Here is an 18,159-nt window from a genome sequence, read left to right as displayed (position 1 = left end):
GTCCCGGTCGCCATGATCGGGAGCGGAATGGCTGCTTCAGGCGTGCAATGCCCTTTTCGTCACCCCCGGCCGTCGGTCCGGTATGGCGCTTTTGTGACGGCCGTCGTGAGCAAACTCACACGCGGATCAGGATCTCTTCACGTCACACGCGGGAATTGCACGTTTAACCTGGCGCTTTACAGATATGGCAAATCCGACAACCCGCGCCCGGGCGGGAGGCCGCTGCGGACTTCCGACCCTCCCGGCGCCCGGACAGGACAGGGTCAGTACAACCGTGAAGACGACGATGATGTTCCACAACCTCGCCAACCCCCGTCGCACCACGCTGGCGCACCTGGCCGACGCCGGTGAACTCCGGGCGCTGGAACAGCCGGAGCACTCCACCGAACTCCCGGCGCAGACCGCCAACCCCCGCCGCACGATCCTCAACGAGGTCCCGGTCGCCGCCTCCGTCGCCGAGTAGCGACCGCGGGTCCGTAGCGCCGGACCGGCGCCCCGCGTTCCGCTTGCGGCCGCGACCGCAAGCGGAACCCCCGCCGCGCACCTGCCGCGCCACTTGCCGCGGCCCCGACGCGTCGCCGCCGCGCGGGGCGCCCGCCGCTGCCGCGTTAGCCTGGAGCGTCATACTCCAGCCAGCTCAGGTAAGGGGCGCCAGGATCCCGTGCGCATCGCCAGATTCTCCATCGACGGGAACGTCGCCTTCGGCGCGGTCGAGGGCGACAGGCCGGACGAGCTCGTCCTCGACATCATCAGGGGCATCCCCTTCGCGGACTTCGAGCTCTCCGGCACCAAGGTGCCCCTGAGCAAGGTCCGCCTGCTGCCCCCCGTGCTCCCCAACAAGGTCGTGGCCTTCGGCCGCAACTACGCGGAGCACGCGAAGGAACTCGGCAACGAGGTGCCCGAGCAGCCGTTCGCCTTCTTCAAGCCCTCCACCTCGGTGATCGGCCACGGCGACGCGATCCAGTACCCCTCCTTCACCGAGGACCTGCACCACGAGGCCGAACTCGCCGTCGTCATCGGCCGGATGTGCCGCGAGGTGCCCCGCGACCGCGTCAAGGACGTGATCCTCGGCTACACCTGCGCCAACGACGTCACCGCCCGCGACGTGCAGCGCCGCGAGAAGCAGTGGGCGCGCGCCAAGGGCTTCGACACGTCCTGCCCGCTGGGCCCCTGGGTGGAGACGGACCTCGACCCGGCCGACCTCACCGTGCAGTTGACGGTCAACGGTCAGCAGCGCCAGCTCGGCCGCACCAGCGAGATGATCCACCCGATCGAGGATCTGATCGCCAACATCACCGAGGCCATGACGCTGCTCCCCGGCGACGTGATCCTCACGGGCACCCCGGCAGGCGTCGGACCGCTCACCGTCGGCGACGAGGTCGCCGTCACCATCGAAGGCATCGGCACTCTCACCAACAAGGTTGTCAAGCGTGGCTAGCGCATCCCCCGTCCGCGTACGTTTCTGCCCGTCGCCCACCGGCAACCCCCACGTGGGCCTGGTGCGCACCGCCCTGTTCAACTGGGCGTTCGCCCGCCACCACGGCGGCACCCTGGTCTTCCGCATCGAGGACACCGACGCGGCCCGCGACTCGGAGGAGTCGTACAACCAACTCCTCGACTCCATGCGGTGGTTGGGCTTCGACTGGGACGAGGGCCCCGAGGTCGGCGGCCCCCACGCGCCCTACCGGCAGTCGCAGCGCATGGACATCTACCGCGACAGCGCGGCGAAGCTCCTCGACGCCGGCCGCGCCTACCACTGCTACTGCTCCACCGAGGAGCTGGACGCCCGCCGTGACGCCGCCCGCGCCGCCGGCAGGCCGTCCGGCTACGACGGCCACTGCCGCGAGCTGAGCGACGAGCAGAAGGCCGCGTACGAGGCCGAGGGCCGCAGCCCCATCGTCCGTTTCCGCATGCCCGACGAGCCGATCACCTTCACGGACCTGGTCCGCGGCGAGATCACCTACCTCCCCGAGAACGTCCCGGACTACGGCATCGTGCGCGCCAACGGCGCCCCGCTCTACACGCTCGTCAACCCGGTCGACGACGCCCTGATGGAGATCACCCACGTCCTGCGCGGCGAGGACCTGCTCTCCTCCACCCCGCGGCAGATCGCCCTCTACAAGGCGCTCATCGACCTCGGACTCGCCCAGCGGGTACCGGAGTTCGGCCACCTGCCGTACGTGATGGGCGAGGGCAACAAGAAGCTCTCCAAGCGCGACCCGCAGGCCTCGCTCAACCTCTACCGCGAGCGCGGCTTCCTGCCCGAGGGACTGCTCAACTACCTGTCCCTGCTGGGCTGGTCGCTCTCCGCGGACCAGGACATCTTCTCCGTCGAGGAGTTGGTGGCGGCCTTCGACATCGCGGACGTCAACCCCAACCCGGCCCGCTTCGACCTCAAGAAGTGCGAGTCGATCAACGGCGACCACATCCGCCTGCTCGACGTGAAGGACTTCACCGAGCGCTGCGCCCCGTGGCTGAGGGCCCCCTTCGCGCCCTGGGCGCCGGAGGACTTCGACGAGGCCAAGTGGGAGGCCGTCGCCCCGCACGCGCAGACCCGGCTCAAGGTCCTCTCGGAGATCACCGACAACGTCGACTTCCTGTTCCTCGCGGAGCCGGTGTTCGACGAGGCCTCCTGGACCAAGGCCATGAAGGACGGCAGCGACGCCCTGCTGCGCACCGCCCGCGAGAAGCTGGACGCCGCCGACTGGGCCTCCGCCGAGTCGCTCAAGGAGGCCGTCCTGGCCGCCGGCGAGGCGCACGGCCTCAAGCTCGGCAAAGCGCAGGCCCCGGTCCGCGTCGCCGTCACCGGCCGCACGGTCGGCCTGCCGCTCTTCGAGTCGCTGGAGATCCTGGGCAGGGAGAAGACGCTGGCCCGCATCGACGCGGCCCTGGCCCGCCTGGCGGCCTGACCCGCGCGCGACGGCAGTACGAGGGGGCGGCACCGGCGCGGTGCCGCCCCCTCGCCGTGCGCTCCGCGAGCACCCGGTGACAGGCGGCGCACAGCGGGTTACTGTCAGGTCCATGAGCATCCGCGCCGTGGTCTGGGACGTAGACGACACCCTCTTCGACTACGGCACGGCCGACCGGATCGGCCTGCGCGCGCACCTGGAGGCCGAGGGCCTCACGGGTGCCGAGACGCCCGAGGAGTCACTGGCCCGCTGGCGCCGGATCACCGACACGCACTGGCTGCGCCACGCGAACGGTGAGACCGACTTCGAGACCCAACGCCGCGACCGCGTCAAGGAGTTCGTCGGCAGCGGTCTCACCGACGCGCAGGCGGAGGACTGGCACGCCCGCTACCTCGTCCACTACGAGGCCGCCTGGTCCCTGTTCCCGGACGTCCTGCCGGCGCTGGACGCCCTCGCCGTCAGTCACCGGCACGCGGTGCTGTCCAACTCCAGCATCCGGGTCCAGGACCGCAAGCTGCGCGTGCTCGGTGTCCTCGACCGCTTCGAGGCCGTGCTGTGCGCGGCCGAGCTGGGCGTCTCCAAGCCGCAGGCCGCGGCCTTCCTCGCGGCGTGCGAGGCGCTGGACCTGCCGCCCCACGAGGTGGCGTACGTCGGGGACCACCCGGAGATCGACGGGCGGGGCGCGGCGGACGCCGGACTGCTCTCCGTGTGGATCTGCCGTGACGGTGTGTACACCGGAGCCGACGCGCCCCGGGGTCCGCACCGCATCGGCTCGCTCGCCGAACTGCCCGCGATCCTCGGCGCCGATACCCGTTTTGGAGCCCCGTCCACCTTCGGGTAATGTTCTTCCTGCGCCGCCGGAGAAGGGCCCTGGGCCCCGATACCGACAGCGTCAACTAGAACAAGATCCCTCAGCAACATTCCTTGCGGGGCTTGCGTTCCAGTGGCCTATGGTGTAATTGGCAGCACGACTGATTCTGGTTCAGTTAGTCTTGGTTCGAGTCCAGGTAGGCCAGCTCGCAGAGCTTCATCTGCACCGCGGACGACCATCCGCAGGCCCCCGTTGTGTAGCGGCCTAGCACGCCGCCCTCTCAAGGCGGTAGCGCCGGTTCGAATCCGGTCGGGGGTACAGATCCTTCCCGCGAGGACAGTTCGGGTCGCACCCGCTGTCCACGACGCAGGATCGCTAGGGCCCCCGTTGTGTAGCGGCCTAGCACGCCGCCCTCTCAAGGCGGTAGCGCCGGTTCGAATCCGGTCGGGGGTACCAACTGGTCTAAACCACTTTGGTCTATGGTGTAATTGGCAGCACGGCTGATTCTGGTTCAGTTAGTCTTGGTTCGAGTCCAGGTAGACCAGCTCGGATCTGCGGCGATGTACTTCAACCGCCCGCAGGATCCTCGCCCCCGTTGTGTAGCGGCCTAGCACGCCGCCCTCTCAAGGCGGTAGCGCCGGTTCGAATCCGGTCGGGGGTACGCGTACGAACCGAAGGGCCTCCACCACGGTGGAGGCCCTTCGGCGTTGCTGTCGCCGGACCCCAACGAGCGCGCCGCACACGGCGGTTGACGTGTACGGCGGCGGGGGAGCGGGCGGGGCGGCCGCGGCGTCGGGACCGGCCCCGCTCCGGCGGCGGGTGTCAGCCCGTGCGGCGCAGCGCCTCGGACAGGCGGCCGGCGGCGTCGATGACCGCCTGGGCGTGCATCCGGCCCGGGTGGCGGGTCAGGCGCTCGATGGGACCGGAGACCGAGACGGCGGCGACCACGCGGTTGGACGGGCCGCGCACGGGCGCGGACACCGAGGCGACGCCCGGCTCGCGCTCGCCGATCGACTGGGCCCAGCCGCGGCGCCGCACTCCGGACAGCGCCGTCGCCGTGAACCGCGCGCCCTGGAGGCCCCGGTGGAGCCGCTCGGGCTCCTCCCAGGCCATCAGGATCTGCGCGGACGACCCCGCCTTCATCGTCAGCGTCGACCCCACGGGCACGGTGTCCCGCAGGCCCGACAGGCGCTCGGCGGCGGCCACGCAGATGCGCATGTCGCCCTGGCGCCGGTAGAGCTGGGCGCTCTCGCCGGTGAGGTCCCGCAGGTGCGTGAGCACCGGGCCCGCCGTGGCGAGCAGCCGGTCCTCGCCCGCGGCCGCGGCCAGTTCGGACAGCCGCGGTCCGAGAATGAAGCGGCCCTGCATGTCGCGCGCCACCATGCGGTGGTGTTCCAGAGCCACGGCCAGGCGGTGAGCCGTGGGCCGTGCGAGTCCGGTGGCCCCGACCAGACCCGCGAGGGTGGCCGGACCGGACTCCAGAGCGCTCAGGACGAGGGCCGCCTTGTCCAGAACGCCGACGCCGCTACTGTTGTCCATGAAACGATACTCGCGTCTCACTCTGTGAAACGCAAGTTCAATTTCCCGTGGAACGCGCCACTCTTGAAGCCAGCGGTTCGCGGGTCATCGGACCCGCGGCGACGCCTGGACGAGGGGGTGCGGGCGCCGCTTCCGCAGGATCTCTAGTTGGGCCGGCTCTGTTTCGCCGGCCGGAGGGAAAGCGATGGGTAGGACACTCGCGGAGAAGGTCTGGGACGACCATGTCGTCCGGCGCGCCGAGGGCGAGCCCGACCTCCTTTTCATCGATCTGCACCTGCTGCACGAGGTGACCAGCCCGCAGGCCTTCGACGGACTGCGCCAGAACGGCCGCGCCGTGCGGCGCCTGGACCTCACCATCGCCACCGAGGACCACAACACCCCCACCCTCGACATCGACAAGCCGATCGCGGACCCGGTCTCCCGCGCCCAGTTGGAGACGCTGCGCAAGAACTGCGCGGACTTCGGCGTACGGCTGCACCCGCTCGGTGACGTCGAGCAGGGTGTCGTGCACGTGGTGGGCCCGCAGCTCGGTCTGACGCAGCCCGGCACGACGGTGGTGTGCGGCGACTCCCACACCTCGACGCACGGCGCGTTCGGCGCGCTGGCGTTCGGCATCGGCACGTCCCAGGTGGAGCACGTGCTGGCCACCCAGACGCTGCCGATGGCCCGCCCGAAGACCATGGCCATCACCGTCGACGGCGACCTGCCCGACGGCGTCACCGCCAAGGACCTGATCCTCGCGATCATCGCGCGCATCGGCACCGGCGGCGGCCAGGGCTACATCCTGGAGTACCGCGGCAGCGCCATCGAGCAGCTCTCGATGGAGGCCCGGATGACCATCTGCAACATGTCGATCGAGGCCGGCGCCCGCGCGGGCATGATCGCCCCGGACGAGACGACGTTCGCGTACCTCGAAGGCCGCGCGCACGCCCCGCAGGGCGCCGACTGGGACGCGGCCGTCGCGTACTGGAAGACGCTGCGCACGGACGACGACGCGGTGTTCGACGCCGAGGTCGTCATCGACGCCGCCGAGCTCTCGCCGTTCGTCACCTGGGGCACCAACCCCGGTCAGGGCGCGCCGCTTTCGGCCACCGTCCCCGACCCGGCTTCGTACGAAGACGCTTCGGAGCGCGTCGCCGCCGAAAAGGCCCTGGAATACATGGGGTTGAGCGCCGGACAGCCGCTGCGCGAGATCAAGGTCGACACCGTCTTCGTAGGTTCGTGCACCAACGGCCGCATCGAGGACCTGCGGGCGGCGGCCGGCATCCTCAAGGACCGCAAAGTCGCCGACGGCGTACGGATGCTGGTCGTCCCCGGCTCCGCGCGGGTCGGCCTCCAGGCCGTCTCCGAGGGCCTGGACGTGGTCTTCAAGGAGGCCGGTGCCGAATGGCGGTACGCGGGCTGCTCGATGTGTCTGGGCATGAACCCCGACCAGCTCTCGCCCGGTGAGCGCTCGGCGTCCACCTCGAACCGCAACTTCGAGGGACGGCAGGGCAAGGGCGGCCGCACCCACCTGGTCTCGCCGCAGGTAGCGGCCGCGACCGCGGTGACGGGGCGCCTCTCCTCCCCGTCCGACCTGTCCGAAGCCCCCGCGCCCGCTGGAGTCTGAGAAGTCATGGAAGCATTCGTCAAGCACACCGGCCGGGCCGTTCCGCTGCGCCGCAGCAACGTCGACACCGACCAGATCATCCCCGCCCACTGGCTCAAGAAGGTCACGCGGGACGGGTTCGAGGACGGGCTGTTCGAGGCCTGGCGCAAGGACCCGGAGTTCATCCTCAACCGCCCCGAGCGCGACGGCGCGACGGTGCTGGTCGCCGGTCCCGACTTCGGCACCGGTTCGTCCCGCGAGCACGCGGTGTGGGCGCTGCAGAACTACGGCTTCAAGACCGTGATCTCGCCCCGCTTCGCCGACATCTTCCGCGGCAACTCGCTGAAGAACGGCCTGCTCACGGTGGTGGCGGACCAGTCGGTCGTGGACGCGCTGTGGAAGCTCACGGAGAGCGACCCCACCGCCGAGATCACCGTCGACCTGGAGGCGCGCGAGATCCGTGCCGAGGGAGTCACCGCCGCCTTCGAGCTGGACGAGAACTCCCGCTGGCGGCTGCTGAACGGGCTGGACGACATCTCCATCACCCTGAGCAACGAAGAGGACATCGCGACGTACGAGGCCAAGCGTCCCTCGTACAAGCCGCGGACGCTGCCGGTCTGATCCCGGGCGTCAAGGTCGAGTTCCGGCCACCGCGACACCCCCGCCGTACCCCCGATCGCCCCGATCGGGGGTACGGCTGTTTCTGTACCCGAACGGCCCTGCGGGGTCTGCCGGGTGCTCTCAACTCCCCTCTATGGAAGGCGAGTTGAGGGGAGTGCGCGCTAACACGTGTTCGGCCGCCGCGGCCCCCGAAAGGGCCTTGTACGGCGGCAGTTGCCCCCTGGGCGGGCGACAACTCGCCCCAGATGGCACAATCTGTGCATGGGACACGACGGCCAACTCCAGCTCTATGCGGCGGTCGCGGACCAACTGAAGGAAGCGCATGCAAAGGTGCGCGCACTGCAAGTCCCGGAGGGCGTACGGATGGCGCTGACCCGGAAGCTGCTGGTCATCACGGCCGCGGCCAAACACGATCTCACCGGTGCGGCAAGGCGCCTGGAGCGGTTCACGGCGGACCTCGACGCGGGACGAATCCCCGAAGAGGAACGCTGAAACAACTCCGGGGCGGCCGAGTCCGTTGCGGCACAAGGGTGATTCGCCCGTTTCGTGTTTGATTTGCGGTATGTATCTGCCTAACGTGCGAAAAGGCTTGAACACTTTCGTTCTGGCAATGTCTCCGAAGGGGAAGACGTGAACAAGGCGCAGCTCGTAGAAACGATTGCCGACAAGTTGGGCGGCCGTCAGCAGGCCGGCGAAGCGGTCGACGCGGTACTGGACGCCATCGTCCGTGCGGTCGTCGCGGGCGACCGGGTCTCGGTCACCGGTTTCGGCTCCTTCGAGAAGGTCGACCGCCCGGCGCGCTACGCCCGCAACCCGCAGACGGGCGAGCGGGTCCGGGTCAAGAAGACCTCGGTGCCGCGCTTCCGTGCCGGCCAGGGTTTCAAGGACCTGGTCAGCGGCTCGAAGAAGCTCCCGAAGAACGACGTGGCGGTCAAGAAGGCGCCCAAGGGCAGCCTGACCGGCGGGGCTTCGGCGACGGTGAAGAAGGCCGCGGCCAAGAAGGCCACCGCCAAGTCGGCCGCCGCGAAGAAGACCACGGCCGCCAGGAAGACGACGGCGAAGAAGACCTCCGCCGCCGCCAAGAAGACGACGGCGAAGAAGGCGTCCGCCACCAAGGCCACCCCGGCGGCGGCGAAGTCCACCGTGAAGAAGGCCGCGGCGAAGAAGGCCCCCGCGAAGACGGCCCCGGCGAAGAAGTCGACGGCGCGCAAGACGACCGCCAAGAAGGCCACCGCTCGCAAGAAGTAGTGGCACACGGGCACTCACGCGCCGGGCCGGGCTCCCTCCGGGAGACCGGCCCGCGGCGTGTGCACGGTCCCCCGGGCCCGGCCCGGGGGACCGAAGCGTGTGAACTCGCCTTCCCCGCGCCCGAGTCGGGGTGTCCGGGGCGGGGGCCAGGGGGATCAGAAGGTCTGGAGCGTCACCAGGGTGATGCGGCGGGCGTCGCCCTCGCCGTCCGTCTCGACGCGCACCCGCTGCCCGGGGCGCAGCAGCCGCAGGCCGCCCGCGTCGAACGCCGCCCCGTCGAAGGGCACCGGCGTCCCGTCGTCGAGCAGCACCTGTCCGCTGCGGGTCTCGGGGTCGTACGTGTACGCGGTCGCCTGCATGCGCGCAGCCTACTGTCGGCGCCCCCGCCGCGCCCCCGCGGGCGAGGGGCCCGCGCGGCCGTCCGGCCCGTCCCGCGCCGCCTCAGCGCCGCGGGCCGCCGCCGAGCAGCAGGCGCGCGGCGGCCGCCGCCGTGCGCGGGCCGGTGCCCAGTGCCAGGGCCGCCCGCAGGTCGTCGCCCGTGTCCACGTCCTGGCGCACCGACTCCACCGCGTCCGGCAGCAGTTCCACGGCCCCGGAGGCCGCGTGCCGGACCCGGGAGTCCGTGCCGAACGCCGGGCGCAGTTCGTGACCGGGGGAGGCCGCCAGCAGCGTCGTGCCGACCTCCGCCGCGTCGGGGAGGAACGCGCGCGGGAACTCGGCCGCCGCGTCCAGCACCCGGGCCAGCTCCCTGGGGCGCAGCGCCGGCAGGTCGGCGTTCAGGGCCGCGACGGCCGCACGGGGGCGCAGTGCCCGCACCGCCGCGGCGCCGTGCGCCAGTGCCGGGTTGAGGCCGCCGCCCGGTTCACCGGCGACGATCCGGGCGCCCAGGGCCGCCAGCTCGCGCCCGGCGGGTCCGTCGTCGGTGACGACCGCCACATCCCGGACCCGCGGGCAGGCCAGGGCGGCGGCCACGGTGTCGAGGGCGAAGGCCAGGGCGAGGGAGGGGCGCAGGGCGTCGGAGGCGGTGTCCGCCAGCCTGCTCTTGGCCCGCGACGGCGGTTTCACGGGTACGACCAGGGTCCACTGCACGAGCGTTCCGTTCCCTTCTTGTCGCGCTCATTGTCACCCGGCCCATCTGGCGTCCTCGCGGTCGGGGCGTACGGTGTCCTGGACAGACAGCCGGTCCGGGACGGCGCTTGGCCGGCCCCGGGCCCTAGAGGAAGGTGTCCGCGTGCCCCGCCGGAGAATCGGCTTCTGGTATCGCTTCGCCGCAGTCATCTGCAAGCCCGTCCTGGCGGTTCTCATCAAGCGCGACTGGCGCGGAATGGAGAACATTCCGGCCGAGGGCGGATTTATCACCGCGGTGAATCACAATTCGCACATCGACCCCTTCGCGTACGCCCATTTCCAGTACAACACCGGACGCGTTCCGCGATTCCTGGCGAAGGCGGGTCTTTTCAAGGGCGGATTCGTCGGCGCCATGATGCGTGGCACCGGACAGATCCCCGTCTACCGCGAGAGCACGGACGCGCTCAGCGCCTTCCGTGCCGCCATCGACGCCGTGGACCGCGGTGAGTGCGTGGCCTTCTACCCGGAGGGCACCCTCACCCGCGACCCCGACGGCTGGCCGATGACCGCCAAGACGGGCGCTGCCCGGGTCGCCCTCCAGACCCGGTGCCCGGTCGTCCCGGTCGCCCAGTGGGGCGCCAACGAGGTCCTGCCGCCCTACGCGAAGAAGCCCGACCTGCTGCCCCGCAAGACGCACCACGTGCTGGCCGGGCCGCCGGTCGACCTGGAGCGCTTCTACGGCAAGGAGATGAGCCCGGACGTCCTCAAGGAGGCGACCGAGGTCATCATGGCCGCTGTCACGCGCCTGCTGGAGGAGATCCGCGGCGAGAAGGCCCCGGCGGTGCCCTACGACCCGCGCCGCGAGCGCATCGAGCAGCGCCGCCGCACCGCCGCGCAGGCCAGGGCGCGCGAAGAGGCCGCGGAGAGCGCCGGGTCCGCGCGGGACACGGCGTCGGACGAAGCGCGGGAAGAAGCACGGGAAGAGGGACAGAGCACGTGAGCAAGCCCGTCAAGGCGGCCGTCTTCGGCACTGGTTCGTGGGGCACCGCGTTCGCGGTGGTGCTCGCCGACGCCGGTTGCGACGTGACCCTCTGGGCCCGTCGCGCCGACGTCGTCGAAACGGTCAACTCCACGCGTACGAACCCCGGTTACCTGCCCGGCGTCGAACTCCCGGCGAACGTGCGGGCCACCGCCGACGCTGCCGAGGCGGCCCGGGACGCGGACTTCGCGGTGCTCGCGATCCCGTCGCAGACGATGCGCGAGAACCTCGCCGCCTGGGCGCCGTTGCTCTCTCCCGACACCGTTCTGGTGTCGCTGATGAAGGGCATCGAACTCGGCTCCGCGATGCGGATGAGCGAGGTCGTGACGGACGTCGCCAAGGTGGACCCCGACCGTGTCGCGGTCGTCACCGGACCCAACCTGGCCCGCGAGATCGCCGCGCGGATGCCCGCCGCCGCGGTCGTGGCCTGCACCGACGAGGCGGTCGCCCGGCGGCTCCAGGCCGCCTGCCACACGCCGTACTTCCGCCCGTACACGAACACCGACGTGGTCGGCTGCGAACTGGGCGGCGCCGTCAAGAACGTGATCGGGCTCGCGGTCGGCATCGCCGACGGCATGGGCCTCGGCGACAACGCCAAGGGCTCGCTCATCACGCGCGGCCTCGCCGAGACGACCCGGCTCGGTGTCGCCCTCGGCGCCGACCCGCTGACGTTCTCCGGACTCGCCGGGCTGGGCGACCTGGTGGCGACCTGTTCGTCGCCGCTGTCGCGCAACCACACCTTCGGCACCAACCTCGGCCGCGGCATGACCCTGGCGGAGACCATCGCGGTCACCAGCCAGACCGCCGAGGGCGTCAAGTCCTGTGAGTCCGTACTGGACTTGGCGCGCAGGCACGGCGTCGACATGCCGATCACGGAGACGGTCGTCGGCATCGTGCACGAGGGCAAGCCCCCGGTGGTCGCCCTGAAGGAACTGATGTCGCGCAGCGCGAAGCCGGAACGACGCTGAGCGACCACGTCCCGACGACGCTGTATCACGGCTCTGCCAGCGGGTACTCTCATCGCGATATGAGCAGCGACAACCTCCCCCAGAGCCCTGAGCAGCCGCCCCGCAAGCCGCGCGTGGCCGTCGTGTTCGGCGGCCGCAGCTCGGAACACGGGATCTCCGTGGTCACCGCAGGAGCGGTGCTGCGCGCCATCGACCGGACCAAGTACGACGTCCTGCCGATCGGCATCACCCAGGACGGGCGCTGGGCGCTCACCGCCGACGAGCCCGACCGCATGGCGATCGTCGACCGCAGGCCGCCCAACGTGGCGCAGCTCGCCGAGTCGGCCGAGGGCGGCGTGATCCTCCCCGTCGACCCCGCCAACCGCGAGGTCGTCCACAGCGAGCCCGGCTCGGTGCCCAAGGCGCTGGGCGAGGTCGACGTCGTCTTCCCGGTGCTGCACGGCCCGTACGGCGAGGACGGCACCCTCCAGGGGCTCCTGGAACTGTCCGGCGTCCCGTACGTGGGCGCGGGCGTGCTGGCCTCCGCGGTGGGCCAGGACAAGGAGTACATGAAGCGGGTGTTCACCTCGTTCGGGCTGAAGGTCGGCCCCTACCTGGTGGTCCGGCCCCGCGAGTGGCAGCAGGACGAACCGGGCGCCCGCAAGCGCATCGTGGAGTTCGCCGCCGACCACGGCTGGCCGCTGTTCGTGAAGCCGGCCCGCGCCGGCTCGTCGATCGGCATCACCAAGGTCTCCGACCCCGCCGACCTCGACGAGGCGATCGCCGAGGCCCAGCGGCACGACCCGAAGATCATCGTGGAGTCCCTGCTGCGGGGCCGCGAGATCGAGTGCGGGGTGCTGGAGTTCGAGGACGGACCGCGCGCGAGCCTGCCCGCCGAGATCCCGCCGCCGCAGGACCAGGCGTACTACGACTTCGACGCCAAGTACATCGATTCCACGCCCGGGTTGGTGCCCGCGCCGCTCACCGACGAGGAGACCGCCGAGGTGCGGCGGCTCGCGGTGGAGGCGTTCGACGCGGCGTCCTGCGAGGGGATCGTGCGCGCGGACTTCTTCCTCACCGAGGACGGCGAGTTCGTGATCAACGAGATCAACACGATGCCCGGCTTCACGCCCATCTCCATGTACCCGAAGATGTGGGAGGCGACGGGCATCGGCTACCGGGAGCTCGTGGACCTGCTGATCGAGGCGGCCCTGCGCCGTCCGACCGGGCTGCGCTAGCGCGCCGGGGGCCGTGCGGCCCGCACCGTTGTGTCAGTCGGCGATCCCCTCGGGGATCGCCTTCTTGATGGGCGCCGCCAGGTCGACGAGGGCGGCGGAACCGTCCGCGGCGGCGAGCTTCGCGGGCACCGCGACCTCCACGTACGCCTTGCGCAGCGTCGTGGTGAAGAGGTAACTGCCGTTCCCGCGCTTCTGGATGAGCCAGCCCACCCCGTCGACCTCGGCGCCGTCCGCGTCGGGGTCGTTCATCTCGGTCGGCCGGCTCACACCGCAGCGCAGTATGATCGCCGGGCTCCCCCAGCCCGCCGTCAGCGCGGAGGCGGGCACGGGGTCGCCGCGGTCCTGGCCGTCCACCTTCCGCGGCAGCGCCTTGTCCAGGTTCTGGCACAGCCTGGTCACCGCGGCCCCCGGACCGGGAACCGCGGCGTGGACACCGTCGTCTGCCGAGGAGCAGCCGGCGACGCCGGTCAGCAGGGCGAGCAGTGACAGCCCGAGGGCGCAACGGGGCCGGTGGCGCGAAGAGTTCACCGGCCAAGGGTAGACGGGGCTACAGATGGACCACCGGGCAGGTCAGAGTACGGGTGATGCCGTCCACTTGCTGGACCTTGGCGACCACCATGCGGCCGAGTTCGTCGACCGTCTCGGACTGGGCGCGCACGATCACGTCGTACGGTCCGGTGACGTCCTCGGCCTGGATCACGCCGGGGAGTTTGCTGATCGTCTCGGCGACGGTCGACGCCTTGCCGACCTCCGTCTGGATCAGGATGTACGCCTGTACCACGGAACCTCCAGGGCGGCCACGAGGATCATGTGGGGAAAAGGAACGCCACGGTATCGCGTCGCCGCTCGCCGCGGGGAGACCTGCGCGGGCCGGACCCCCGGAGCCGGGGCGCAGGCGTGAGTGGGGCCGACGGTCCATTCGACCGTAGCGACAAGGGCGGCGGCGCGCGACCGGGCGCGGACAGCAGAGAAGGGGCGCGAGGACGATGAAGGGCACTGTCGGAGAGCTGGGTGAGTTCGGGCTCATCAGGGAGCTGACCTCCCGGCTCACCACCACCCCGGCGGTGCGGATCGGGCCGGGCGACGACGCCGCCGTGGTCGCCGCACCCGACCGCAGGGTGGTCGCGAGCACCGACATCCTGCTGGAGGGCCGGCACTTCCGCCGCGACTGGTCGACCGCGTACGACGTGGGCCGCAAGGCCGCCGCCCAGAACCTCGCCGACATCGCCGCCATGGGAGCCGTGCCGACCGCGCTGCTGCTCGGCCTCGTCGTCCCCGCGGAGCTGCCGGTCGCCTGGCCCACCGAGCTGATGGACGGCCTGCGCGACGAGTGCCAGGTCGCGGGGGCCGCCGTGGTCGGCGGCGACGTCGTCGGCGGCGACACGATCATGGTGTCGATCACCGCGCTCGGCGACCTGCGCAACCAGGAACCCGTCACCCGCGGCGGCGCCCGCCCCGGCGACCTCGTCGCGGTGACCGGCTGGCTGGGCTGGTCGGCGGCCGGGTTCGCCGTGCTCTCCCGCGGTTTCCGCTCCCCGCGCGCCTTCGTCGAGGCCCACCGGCGCCCCGAACCCCCGTACCACGCGGGCCCCGCCGCCGCCGCGCTCGGCGCGACCGCCATGTGCGACGTGAGCGACGGCCTGATCGCCGACCTCGGGCACATCGCGGAGGCCAGCAAGGTGCGCATCGACGTACGGTCCGGCGCCGTGGACATCCCCTCGCAGATGAACGACATCGGGCAGGCCGTCGGCGTGGACCCGATGCAGTGGGTGCTGACCGGGGGAGAGGACCACGCGATCGTCGCGACCTTCCCGCCCGACGTGAAGCTCCCGGCCCGCTGGAAGGTGATCGGCGAGGTGCTCAACCCGTCGGCGCTGCCGCAAGTGACGGTGGACGGCGCCCCCTGGACCAGCAGGGGCGGCTGGGACCACTTCTCCGGCGACGACGCGTGAGCGCCGCGCCGCCCCGGGTGCTGACCGTCGCGGGCTCCGACTCCGGCGGCGGCGCGGGAATCCAGGCCGACCTGAAGACGATGCTGGCGCTCGGCGTGCACGGCATGAGCGTCGTCACCGTCGTGACCGCGCAGAACTCCCTGGGTGTGCACGGCACTTGGGAGCTGCCGCCGGAGGCGGTGCGCGCGCAGTACCGCGCGGTCGTCGACGACGTCGGCGTCGGGGCCGTCAAGACGGGCATGCTCGCCTCGGCCGAACTCGTCGCCGAGGTCGCCGAGTTGATCGCCGGTACCGACGCGCCCGCGGTCGTCGACCCGGTGGGCGTCTCCAAGCACGGCGACCCGCTGCTCGCGGCGACCGCGCTCGACGCCGTCCGCACGCGGCTGCTTCCGGCGGCCACCGTCGCGACGCCCAACCTGGACGAGGTGGCACAGCTCACCGGCTTCCGCGTCCGCTCGGCCGAGCAACTGCCCGGGGCGGCGGCGGCCGTGCTCGCCCACGGGCCGCGCTGGGTCCTGGTCAAGGGCGGGCATCTGCCGGGCGACGCCGTGGACCTGCTCACCGACGGGCACGCGGAGCACTGGCTGCGGGCGCCCCGGCACGACAACCGGCACACCCACGGCACGGGCTGCACCCTCGCCTCGGCGATCGCCGCGTACCTGGCGCTGGGGCAGACGGTGCCCGAGGCGGTGACGGCGGCGAAGCGCTACGTGACCGGGGCGATCGCGGCCGGCTTCGCGCTCGGCGGCGGCATCGGACCGGTCGACCACGGGTGGGAACTGCGGCGCGGACGGTGACGGGATCCGTCGGCCGACCGCCGGCGGGCACTCGTCAGGGGTGTGCGGGCAAGGCGAAAAGCCGGCCCACACAAGGTGGACCGGCTCTCAGCAGCGAACCAGCAGTGGCCGCGCGCGTTTGGCTTCCCCCTGCCCGGCAGAACCGGGCGTACGGGAGGACGTGCGTCAGCGCGTGACCTTGCCGGCCTTGATGCACGAGGTGCAAGCGTTCACGCGCTTCGGCGTCCCGCCGACCACGGTACGCACGCGCTGGATGTTCGGGTTCCAGCGACGGGGCGTACGGCGGTGCGAGTGCGAGATGTTGTTGCCGAAGCCCGGGCCCTTGCCGCAGACGTCGCAGTTGGCAGCCACGGGTCACTCCAAGACTTCAGATGCACTTACGGTGGATCCCGGCATGCCGGGATCCCGATCCGAATGGATCGAAGATCTGATTGGCGGTGCCAGGGGAATGGCCCGATCGGGATCGGGCAACCGGAGCAGCATACAACGGCTGCTCCCGTACAACGAAACTACCATGACAGCGCGGACCTCCGTCCCGGCCCCCGTCGCGAGGACCCTGCTCAGGGGCCCTGCCCGGCCCCGCGCCCACGGCCCGCCCTGGGGCGGACGGCCGCCCGGGGTCTACGCTGCGTCCCACGTTCCAGCAGCTCAAGGAGGCGCAGGTGCCGCAGGTGCCGCAGACATTCTTCGATGCTCTCGCGGTACGTACCTGGTGCGGCCTCGCGCTCCGCGCGCTGGGACGGGCACGCGAGGAGATCGACGCGATCAACGTCTATCCCGTGGCCGACGGGGACACCGGCACCAACATGTACCTGACCGTCGAGTCCGCCGCCGCCGAGGTCGAGGCGCTCTTCGCCGCCCGAGCCGGTTCCGGGAGCGCCCCGACACCGGCGGACGCGGCGCGGGCGATGGCCCACGGGGCGCTGATCGGGGCGCGCGGCAACTCCGGCACGATCCTCGCCCAGCTGCTGCGCGGGATGGCCCAGGTGCTGACCGGCGTCGGCGACGCCCCCCGTGTCGACGCCGAGGGACTGCGGCAGGCCCTGCGGCACGCCGCCGACTCCGCCCGGCGCGCGGTGGCCCACCCCGTCGAGGGCACCGTCCTGTCCGTCGCCACCGCCGCCGCGGACGCCGCCGACGCCGACGCCGACGGGGCGACCGACTGCGGTGCGGTCGCGCGGGCCGCCTACGACGCTGCCCGCGCCGCCCTCGCCGAGACCACCGGGCGGCTCGCGGCGCTGGAGCGCGCCGGGGTCGTCGACGCCGGGGGGCACGGGCTGGTGGTCGTGCTGGCCGCCCTGGTGGAGACCCTCACCGGGGAGGCACCCGAGCCGGCCCCCGCACCCGCCGCTCCCGCCCGCGCCGCCGCCGACGACGACGCGGCCGGTCCGGACGCCTGCGCGACCGGCGAGGGGGCCCCGGAGCGCGACGCGGGGGACGACGGGCCCGCCTACGAGGTGCTCTACCTCCTGGAGGCCGACGACGAGGCCGTGAAGCGGCTGCGCGAACGCCTCGACGAGCTCGGCGACTGCCTGGTGGTGGTCGGCGGCGACGGGCTGTGGAACGTGCACGTGCACGTGGACGACGCCGGCGCCGCCGTGGAGGCCGGCATCGAGGCGGGACGCCCGCACCGGATCCGGATCACGCACTTCGGCGCCGCCGACGCGCACGCCGCCGGGGGCGGCCCCCTGCGCGAGCGGGCCCAGCGGGCGGTGGTCGCCGTGGTGACCGGCGCCGGTCTGGCCGAGCTGTACACCGAGGGCGGCGCCACCGCCGTGCTCGCCCCGCCCGGCGGGCAGCCGGGCCACGAGGAGCTGCTGGACGCCGTGCGCCGGGCCCACGCGCGCGAGGTCGTGCTGCTGCCCAACGACGCCGAGCTGCGCCGGGAGGCCGCCGCCGCGGCCGAGCAGGCCCGCGCCGAGGGCATCCGGGTCGCCCTCATCCCCACCCGCTCCGCGGTCCAGGGCATCGCCGCGCTCGCGGTGCACCAGCCGGAACGCCGCTTCGACGAGGACGTCGTCGCGATGACCTCGGCCGCCGGCGCCACCCGGTACGCCGAGGTCGCCGTCGCCGAGCGGCAGTCGTGGACCACCGCCGGGATCTGCCAGGCCGGTGACGTGCTCGGCCTGGTCGACGGCGACGTGGCGGTGATCGGCGCCGACCTCGCCGACGTCGCGGCCACGGTCCTCGACCGGATGCTCGCGGCGGGCGGCGAACTGGTCACCCTCGTCGTCGCGGACGAGGCGCCCGACGCCCTCGCCGACCACCTCGAAGGCCGGGTACGGGAAAGCCACTTGGCGGTCGACACGGTGGTCTACCGGGGCGGCCGGCAGGGGGCGCTGCTGCTCATCGGGGTGGAGTAGGCGCCGGGCGCGCGGGCGCCCGGCGGGGCCGGCTCGTTC

The 18,159-nt window shown here is 72.0% G+C and carries 20 protein-coding genes and 5 tRNA genes; 19 read left to right on the top strand and 6 right to left on the bottom strand.

All coding sequences use genetic code 11. The annotated features are described in order from the left end of the window. The first annotated feature begins 274 nt into the window (after positions 1–274). From ACFZA0_RS21340 to ACFZA0_RS21300, 9 genes are all read left to right on the top strand, one after another. Positions 275–463: a hypothetical protein gene (locus tag ACFZA0_RS21340; RefSeq protein WP_391019153.1), complete on the top strand. Its 189-nt coding sequence runs from the start codon at positions 275–277 to the stop codon at positions 461–463. Positions 464–661: 198 nt separating this feature from the next. Continuing rightward, a complete protein-coding gene (locus tag ACFZA0_RS21335) occupies positions 662–1,438 on the top strand; it encodes a fumarylacetoacetate hydrolase family protein (RefSeq protein ID WP_391019149.1) in 777 nt (258 codons plus the stop codon). Further along, positions 1,422–2,909 (top strand): glutamate--tRNA ligase, encoded by a 1,488-nt coding sequence (gltX, locus tag ACFZA0_RS21330; RefSeq protein WP_391019147.1) that lies wholly within the window; start codon positions 1,422–1,424, stop codon positions 2,907–2,909. The genes ACFZA0_RS21335 and gltX overlap by 17 nt, the downstream gene beginning before the upstream one ends. Positions 2,910–3,021: 112 nt before the next feature. Further along, positions 3,022–3,750 (top strand): HAD-IA family hydrolase, encoded by a 729-nt coding sequence (locus ACFZA0_RS21325; protein ID WP_391019144.1) that lies wholly within the window; start codon positions 3,022–3,024, stop codon positions 3,748–3,750. A 103-nt stretch (positions 3,751–3,853) separates the two neighbouring features. Continuing rightward, a tRNA-Gln gene (locus ACFZA0_RS21320) sits at positions 3,854–3,925 on the top strand. A gap of 40 nt (positions 3,926–3,965) precedes the next feature. Continuing rightward, positions 3,966–4,038 (top strand) — tRNA-Glu (locus tag ACFZA0_RS21315). Between the two features lie 62 nt (positions 4,039–4,100). Beyond that, positions 4,101–4,176: transfer RNA gene (locus ACFZA0_RS21310), tRNA-Glu, on the top strand. Positions 4,177–4,193: 17 nt separating this feature from the next. Beyond that, positions 4,194–4,265 (top strand) — tRNA-Gln (locus tag ACFZA0_RS21305). Positions 4,266–4,308: 43 nt separating this feature from the next. Continuing rightward, positions 4,309–4,381: transfer RNA gene (locus tag ACFZA0_RS21300), tRNA-Glu, on the top strand. A gap of 161 nt (positions 4,382–4,542) precedes the next feature. Here the strand turns inward: ACFZA0_RS21300 and ndgR are convergent. Further along, on the bottom strand, positions 4,543–5,259 hold the full coding sequence (ndgR, locus tag ACFZA0_RS21295; protein ID WP_391019141.1) for an IclR family transcriptional regulator NdgR: 717 nt from the start codon (positions 5,257–5,259) through the stop codon (positions 4,543–4,545). Between the two features lie 184 nt (positions 5,260–5,443). Here ndgR and leuC point away from each other — a divergent pair, with 184 nt between their 5' ends. From leuC to ACFZA0_RS21275, 4 genes are all read left to right on the top strand, one after another. Continuing rightward, positions 5,444–6,868, top strand: a complete 1,425-nt coding sequence (leuC, locus tag ACFZA0_RS21290) for a 3-isopropylmalate dehydratase large subunit (protein ID WP_391019139.1) — start codon at positions 5,444–5,446, stop codon at positions 6,866–6,868. A gap of 6 nt (positions 6,869–6,874) precedes the next feature. Then, positions 6,875–7,468, top strand: a complete 594-nt coding sequence (gene leuD / locus ACFZA0_RS21285; protein ID WP_391019136.1) for a 3-isopropylmalate dehydratase small subunit — start codon at positions 6,875–6,877, stop codon at positions 7,466–7,468. A 261-nt stretch (positions 7,469–7,729) separates the two neighbouring features. Continuing rightward, complete coding sequence (locus tag ACFZA0_RS21280; RefSeq protein WP_391019133.1) at positions 7,730–7,960, top strand: hypothetical protein; 231 nt, start codon at positions 7,730–7,732, stop codon at positions 7,958–7,960. A 138-nt stretch (positions 7,961–8,098) separates the two neighbouring features. After that, on the top strand, positions 8,099–8,716 hold the full coding sequence (locus ACFZA0_RS21275; RefSeq protein ID WP_391019130.1) for an HU family DNA-binding protein: 618 nt from the start codon (positions 8,099–8,101) through the stop codon (positions 8,714–8,716). Between the two features lie 155 nt (positions 8,717–8,871). Here ACFZA0_RS21275 and ACFZA0_RS21270 read toward each other — a convergent pair whose 3' ends face one another. Both ACFZA0_RS21270 and cofC read right to left on the bottom strand, forming a co-directional pair. Next, positions 8,872–9,075 (bottom strand): hypothetical protein, encoded by a 204-nt coding sequence (locus ACFZA0_RS21270; RefSeq protein ID WP_391019127.1) that lies wholly within the window; start codon positions 9,073–9,075, stop codon positions 8,872–8,874. An 82-nt stretch (positions 9,076–9,157) separates the two neighbouring features. Further along, a complete protein-coding gene (gene cofC, locus ACFZA0_RS21265; protein WP_391019124.1) occupies positions 9,158–9,805 on the bottom strand; it encodes a 2-phospho-L-lactate guanylyltransferase in 648 nt (215 codons plus the stop codon). Positions 9,806–9,947: 142 nt separating this feature from the next. Here cofC and ACFZA0_RS21260 point away from each other — a divergent pair, with 142 nt between their 5' ends. From ACFZA0_RS21260 to ACFZA0_RS21250, 3 genes are read left to right on the top strand one after another with little or no spacing between them, the layout of a single operon-like run. Continuing rightward, positions 9,948–10,784 carry a 1-acyl-sn-glycerol-3-phosphate acyltransferase gene (locus ACFZA0_RS21260; RefSeq protein ID WP_391019121.1) on the top strand — a complete coding sequence of 279 codons (837 nt, stop codon included), beginning with the start codon at positions 9,948–9,950 and terminating at the stop codon, positions 10,782–10,784. Further along, a complete protein-coding gene (locus ACFZA0_RS21255) occupies positions 10,781–11,791 on the top strand; it encodes an NAD(P)H-dependent glycerol-3-phosphate dehydrogenase (RefSeq protein ID WP_391019119.1) in 1,011 nt (336 codons plus the stop codon). The genes ACFZA0_RS21260 and ACFZA0_RS21255 overlap by 4 nt, the downstream gene beginning before the upstream one ends. 59 nt (positions 11,792–11,850) lie before the next feature. Continuing rightward, positions 11,851–13,008, top strand: a complete 1,158-nt coding sequence (locus ACFZA0_RS21250; RefSeq protein ID WP_391019116.1) for a D-alanine--D-alanine ligase — start codon at positions 11,851–11,853, stop codon at positions 13,006–13,008. Between the two features lie 33 nt (positions 13,009–13,041). Here the strand turns inward: ACFZA0_RS21250 and ACFZA0_RS21245 are convergent, their stop codons facing one another. Together ACFZA0_RS21245 and ACFZA0_RS21240 are read right to left on the bottom strand one after the other, a co-directional pair. Continuing rightward, positions 13,042–13,536, bottom strand: a complete 495-nt coding sequence (locus ACFZA0_RS21245; protein WP_391019113.1) for a DUF3515 family protein — start codon at positions 13,534–13,536, stop codon at positions 13,042–13,044. A 19-nt stretch (positions 13,537–13,555) separates the two neighbouring features. Next, a complete protein-coding gene (locus ACFZA0_RS21240; RefSeq protein ID WP_318201187.1) occupies positions 13,556–13,789 on the bottom strand; it encodes an Lrp/AsnC ligand binding domain-containing protein in 234 nt (77 codons plus the stop codon). Positions 13,790–13,994: 205 nt separating this feature from the next. On the opposite strand from ACFZA0_RS21240, the gene ACFZA0_RS21235 reads away from it, so the two are divergent. Further along, positions 13,995–14,960: a thiamine-phosphate kinase gene (locus ACFZA0_RS21235; RefSeq protein WP_391019109.1), complete on the top strand. Its 966-nt coding sequence runs from the start codon at positions 13,995–13,997 to the stop codon at positions 14,958–14,960. Then, positions 14,957–15,757, top strand: coding sequence for a bifunctional hydroxymethylpyrimidine kinase/phosphomethylpyrimidine kinase (gene thiD, locus ACFZA0_RS21230; RefSeq protein ID WP_391019106.1), 801 nt, complete (start codon positions 14,957–14,959; stop codon positions 15,755–15,757). Before ACFZA0_RS21235 ends, thiD begins: the two co-directional genes overlap by 4 nt. A gap of 165 nt (positions 15,758–15,922) precedes the next feature. Here the strand turns inward: thiD and rpmB are convergent, their stop codons facing one another. Beyond that, the gene (rpmB, locus tag ACFZA0_RS21225) at positions 15,923–16,108 is read right to left on the bottom strand and encodes a 50S ribosomal protein L28 (protein WP_037625034.1); all 186 of its coding nucleotides are present in this window, start codon (positions 16,106–16,108) and stop codon (positions 15,923–15,925) included. 311 nt (positions 16,109–16,419) lie between these two features. Here rpmB and ACFZA0_RS21220 point away from each other — a divergent pair, with 311 nt between their 5' ends. Then, a complete protein-coding gene (locus ACFZA0_RS21220; RefSeq protein WP_391019103.1) occupies positions 16,420–18,120 on the top strand; it encodes a DAK2 domain-containing protein in 1,701 nt (566 codons plus the stop codon). The last annotated feature ends 39 nt before the right edge of the window (positions 18,121–18,159 follow it).

This window comes from Streptomyces sp. NPDC008150, assembly GCF_042956945.1.
Classification (GTDB): Bacteria; Actinomycetota; Actinomycetes; order Streptomycetales; family Streptomycetaceae; genus Streptomyces.
This window is presented reverse-complemented; position numbering and strand designations above follow the sequence as displayed.

Bases quoted from the DNA above. Each gene is read 5' to 3' on its own strand.
- ACFZA0_RS21325 (WP_391019144.1), top strand. From the start codon at position 3,022: ATGAGCATCCGCGCCGTGGTCTGGGACGTAGACGACACCCTCTTCGAC.
- leuC (WP_391019139.1), top strand. From the start codon at position 5,444: ATGGGTAGGACACTCGCGGAGAAGGTCTGGGACGACCATGTCGTCCGG.
- ACFZA0_RS21250 (WP_391019116.1), top strand. From the start codon at position 11,851: ATGAGCAGCGACAACCTCCCCCAGAGCCCTGAGCAGCCGCCCCGCAAG.
- leuD (WP_391019136.1), top strand. From the start codon at position 6,875: ATGGAAGCATTCGTCAAGCACACCGGCCGGGCCGTTCCGCTGCGCCGC.
- ACFZA0_RS21280 (WP_391019133.1), top strand. From the start codon at position 7,730: ATGGGACACGACGGCCAACTCCAGCTCTATGCGGCGGTCGCGGACCAA.
- ACFZA0_RS21235 (WP_391019109.1), top strand. From the start codon at position 13,995: ATGAAGGGCACTGTCGGAGAGCTGGGTGAGTTCGGGCTCATCAGGGAG.
- ACFZA0_RS21270 (WP_391019127.1), bottom strand. From the start codon at position 9,075: ATGCAGGCGACCGCGTACACGTACGACCCCGAGACCCGCAGCGGACAG.
- ndgR (WP_391019141.1), bottom strand. From the start codon at position 5,259: ATGGACAACAGTAGCGGCGTCGGCGTTCTGGACAAGGCGGCCCTCGTC.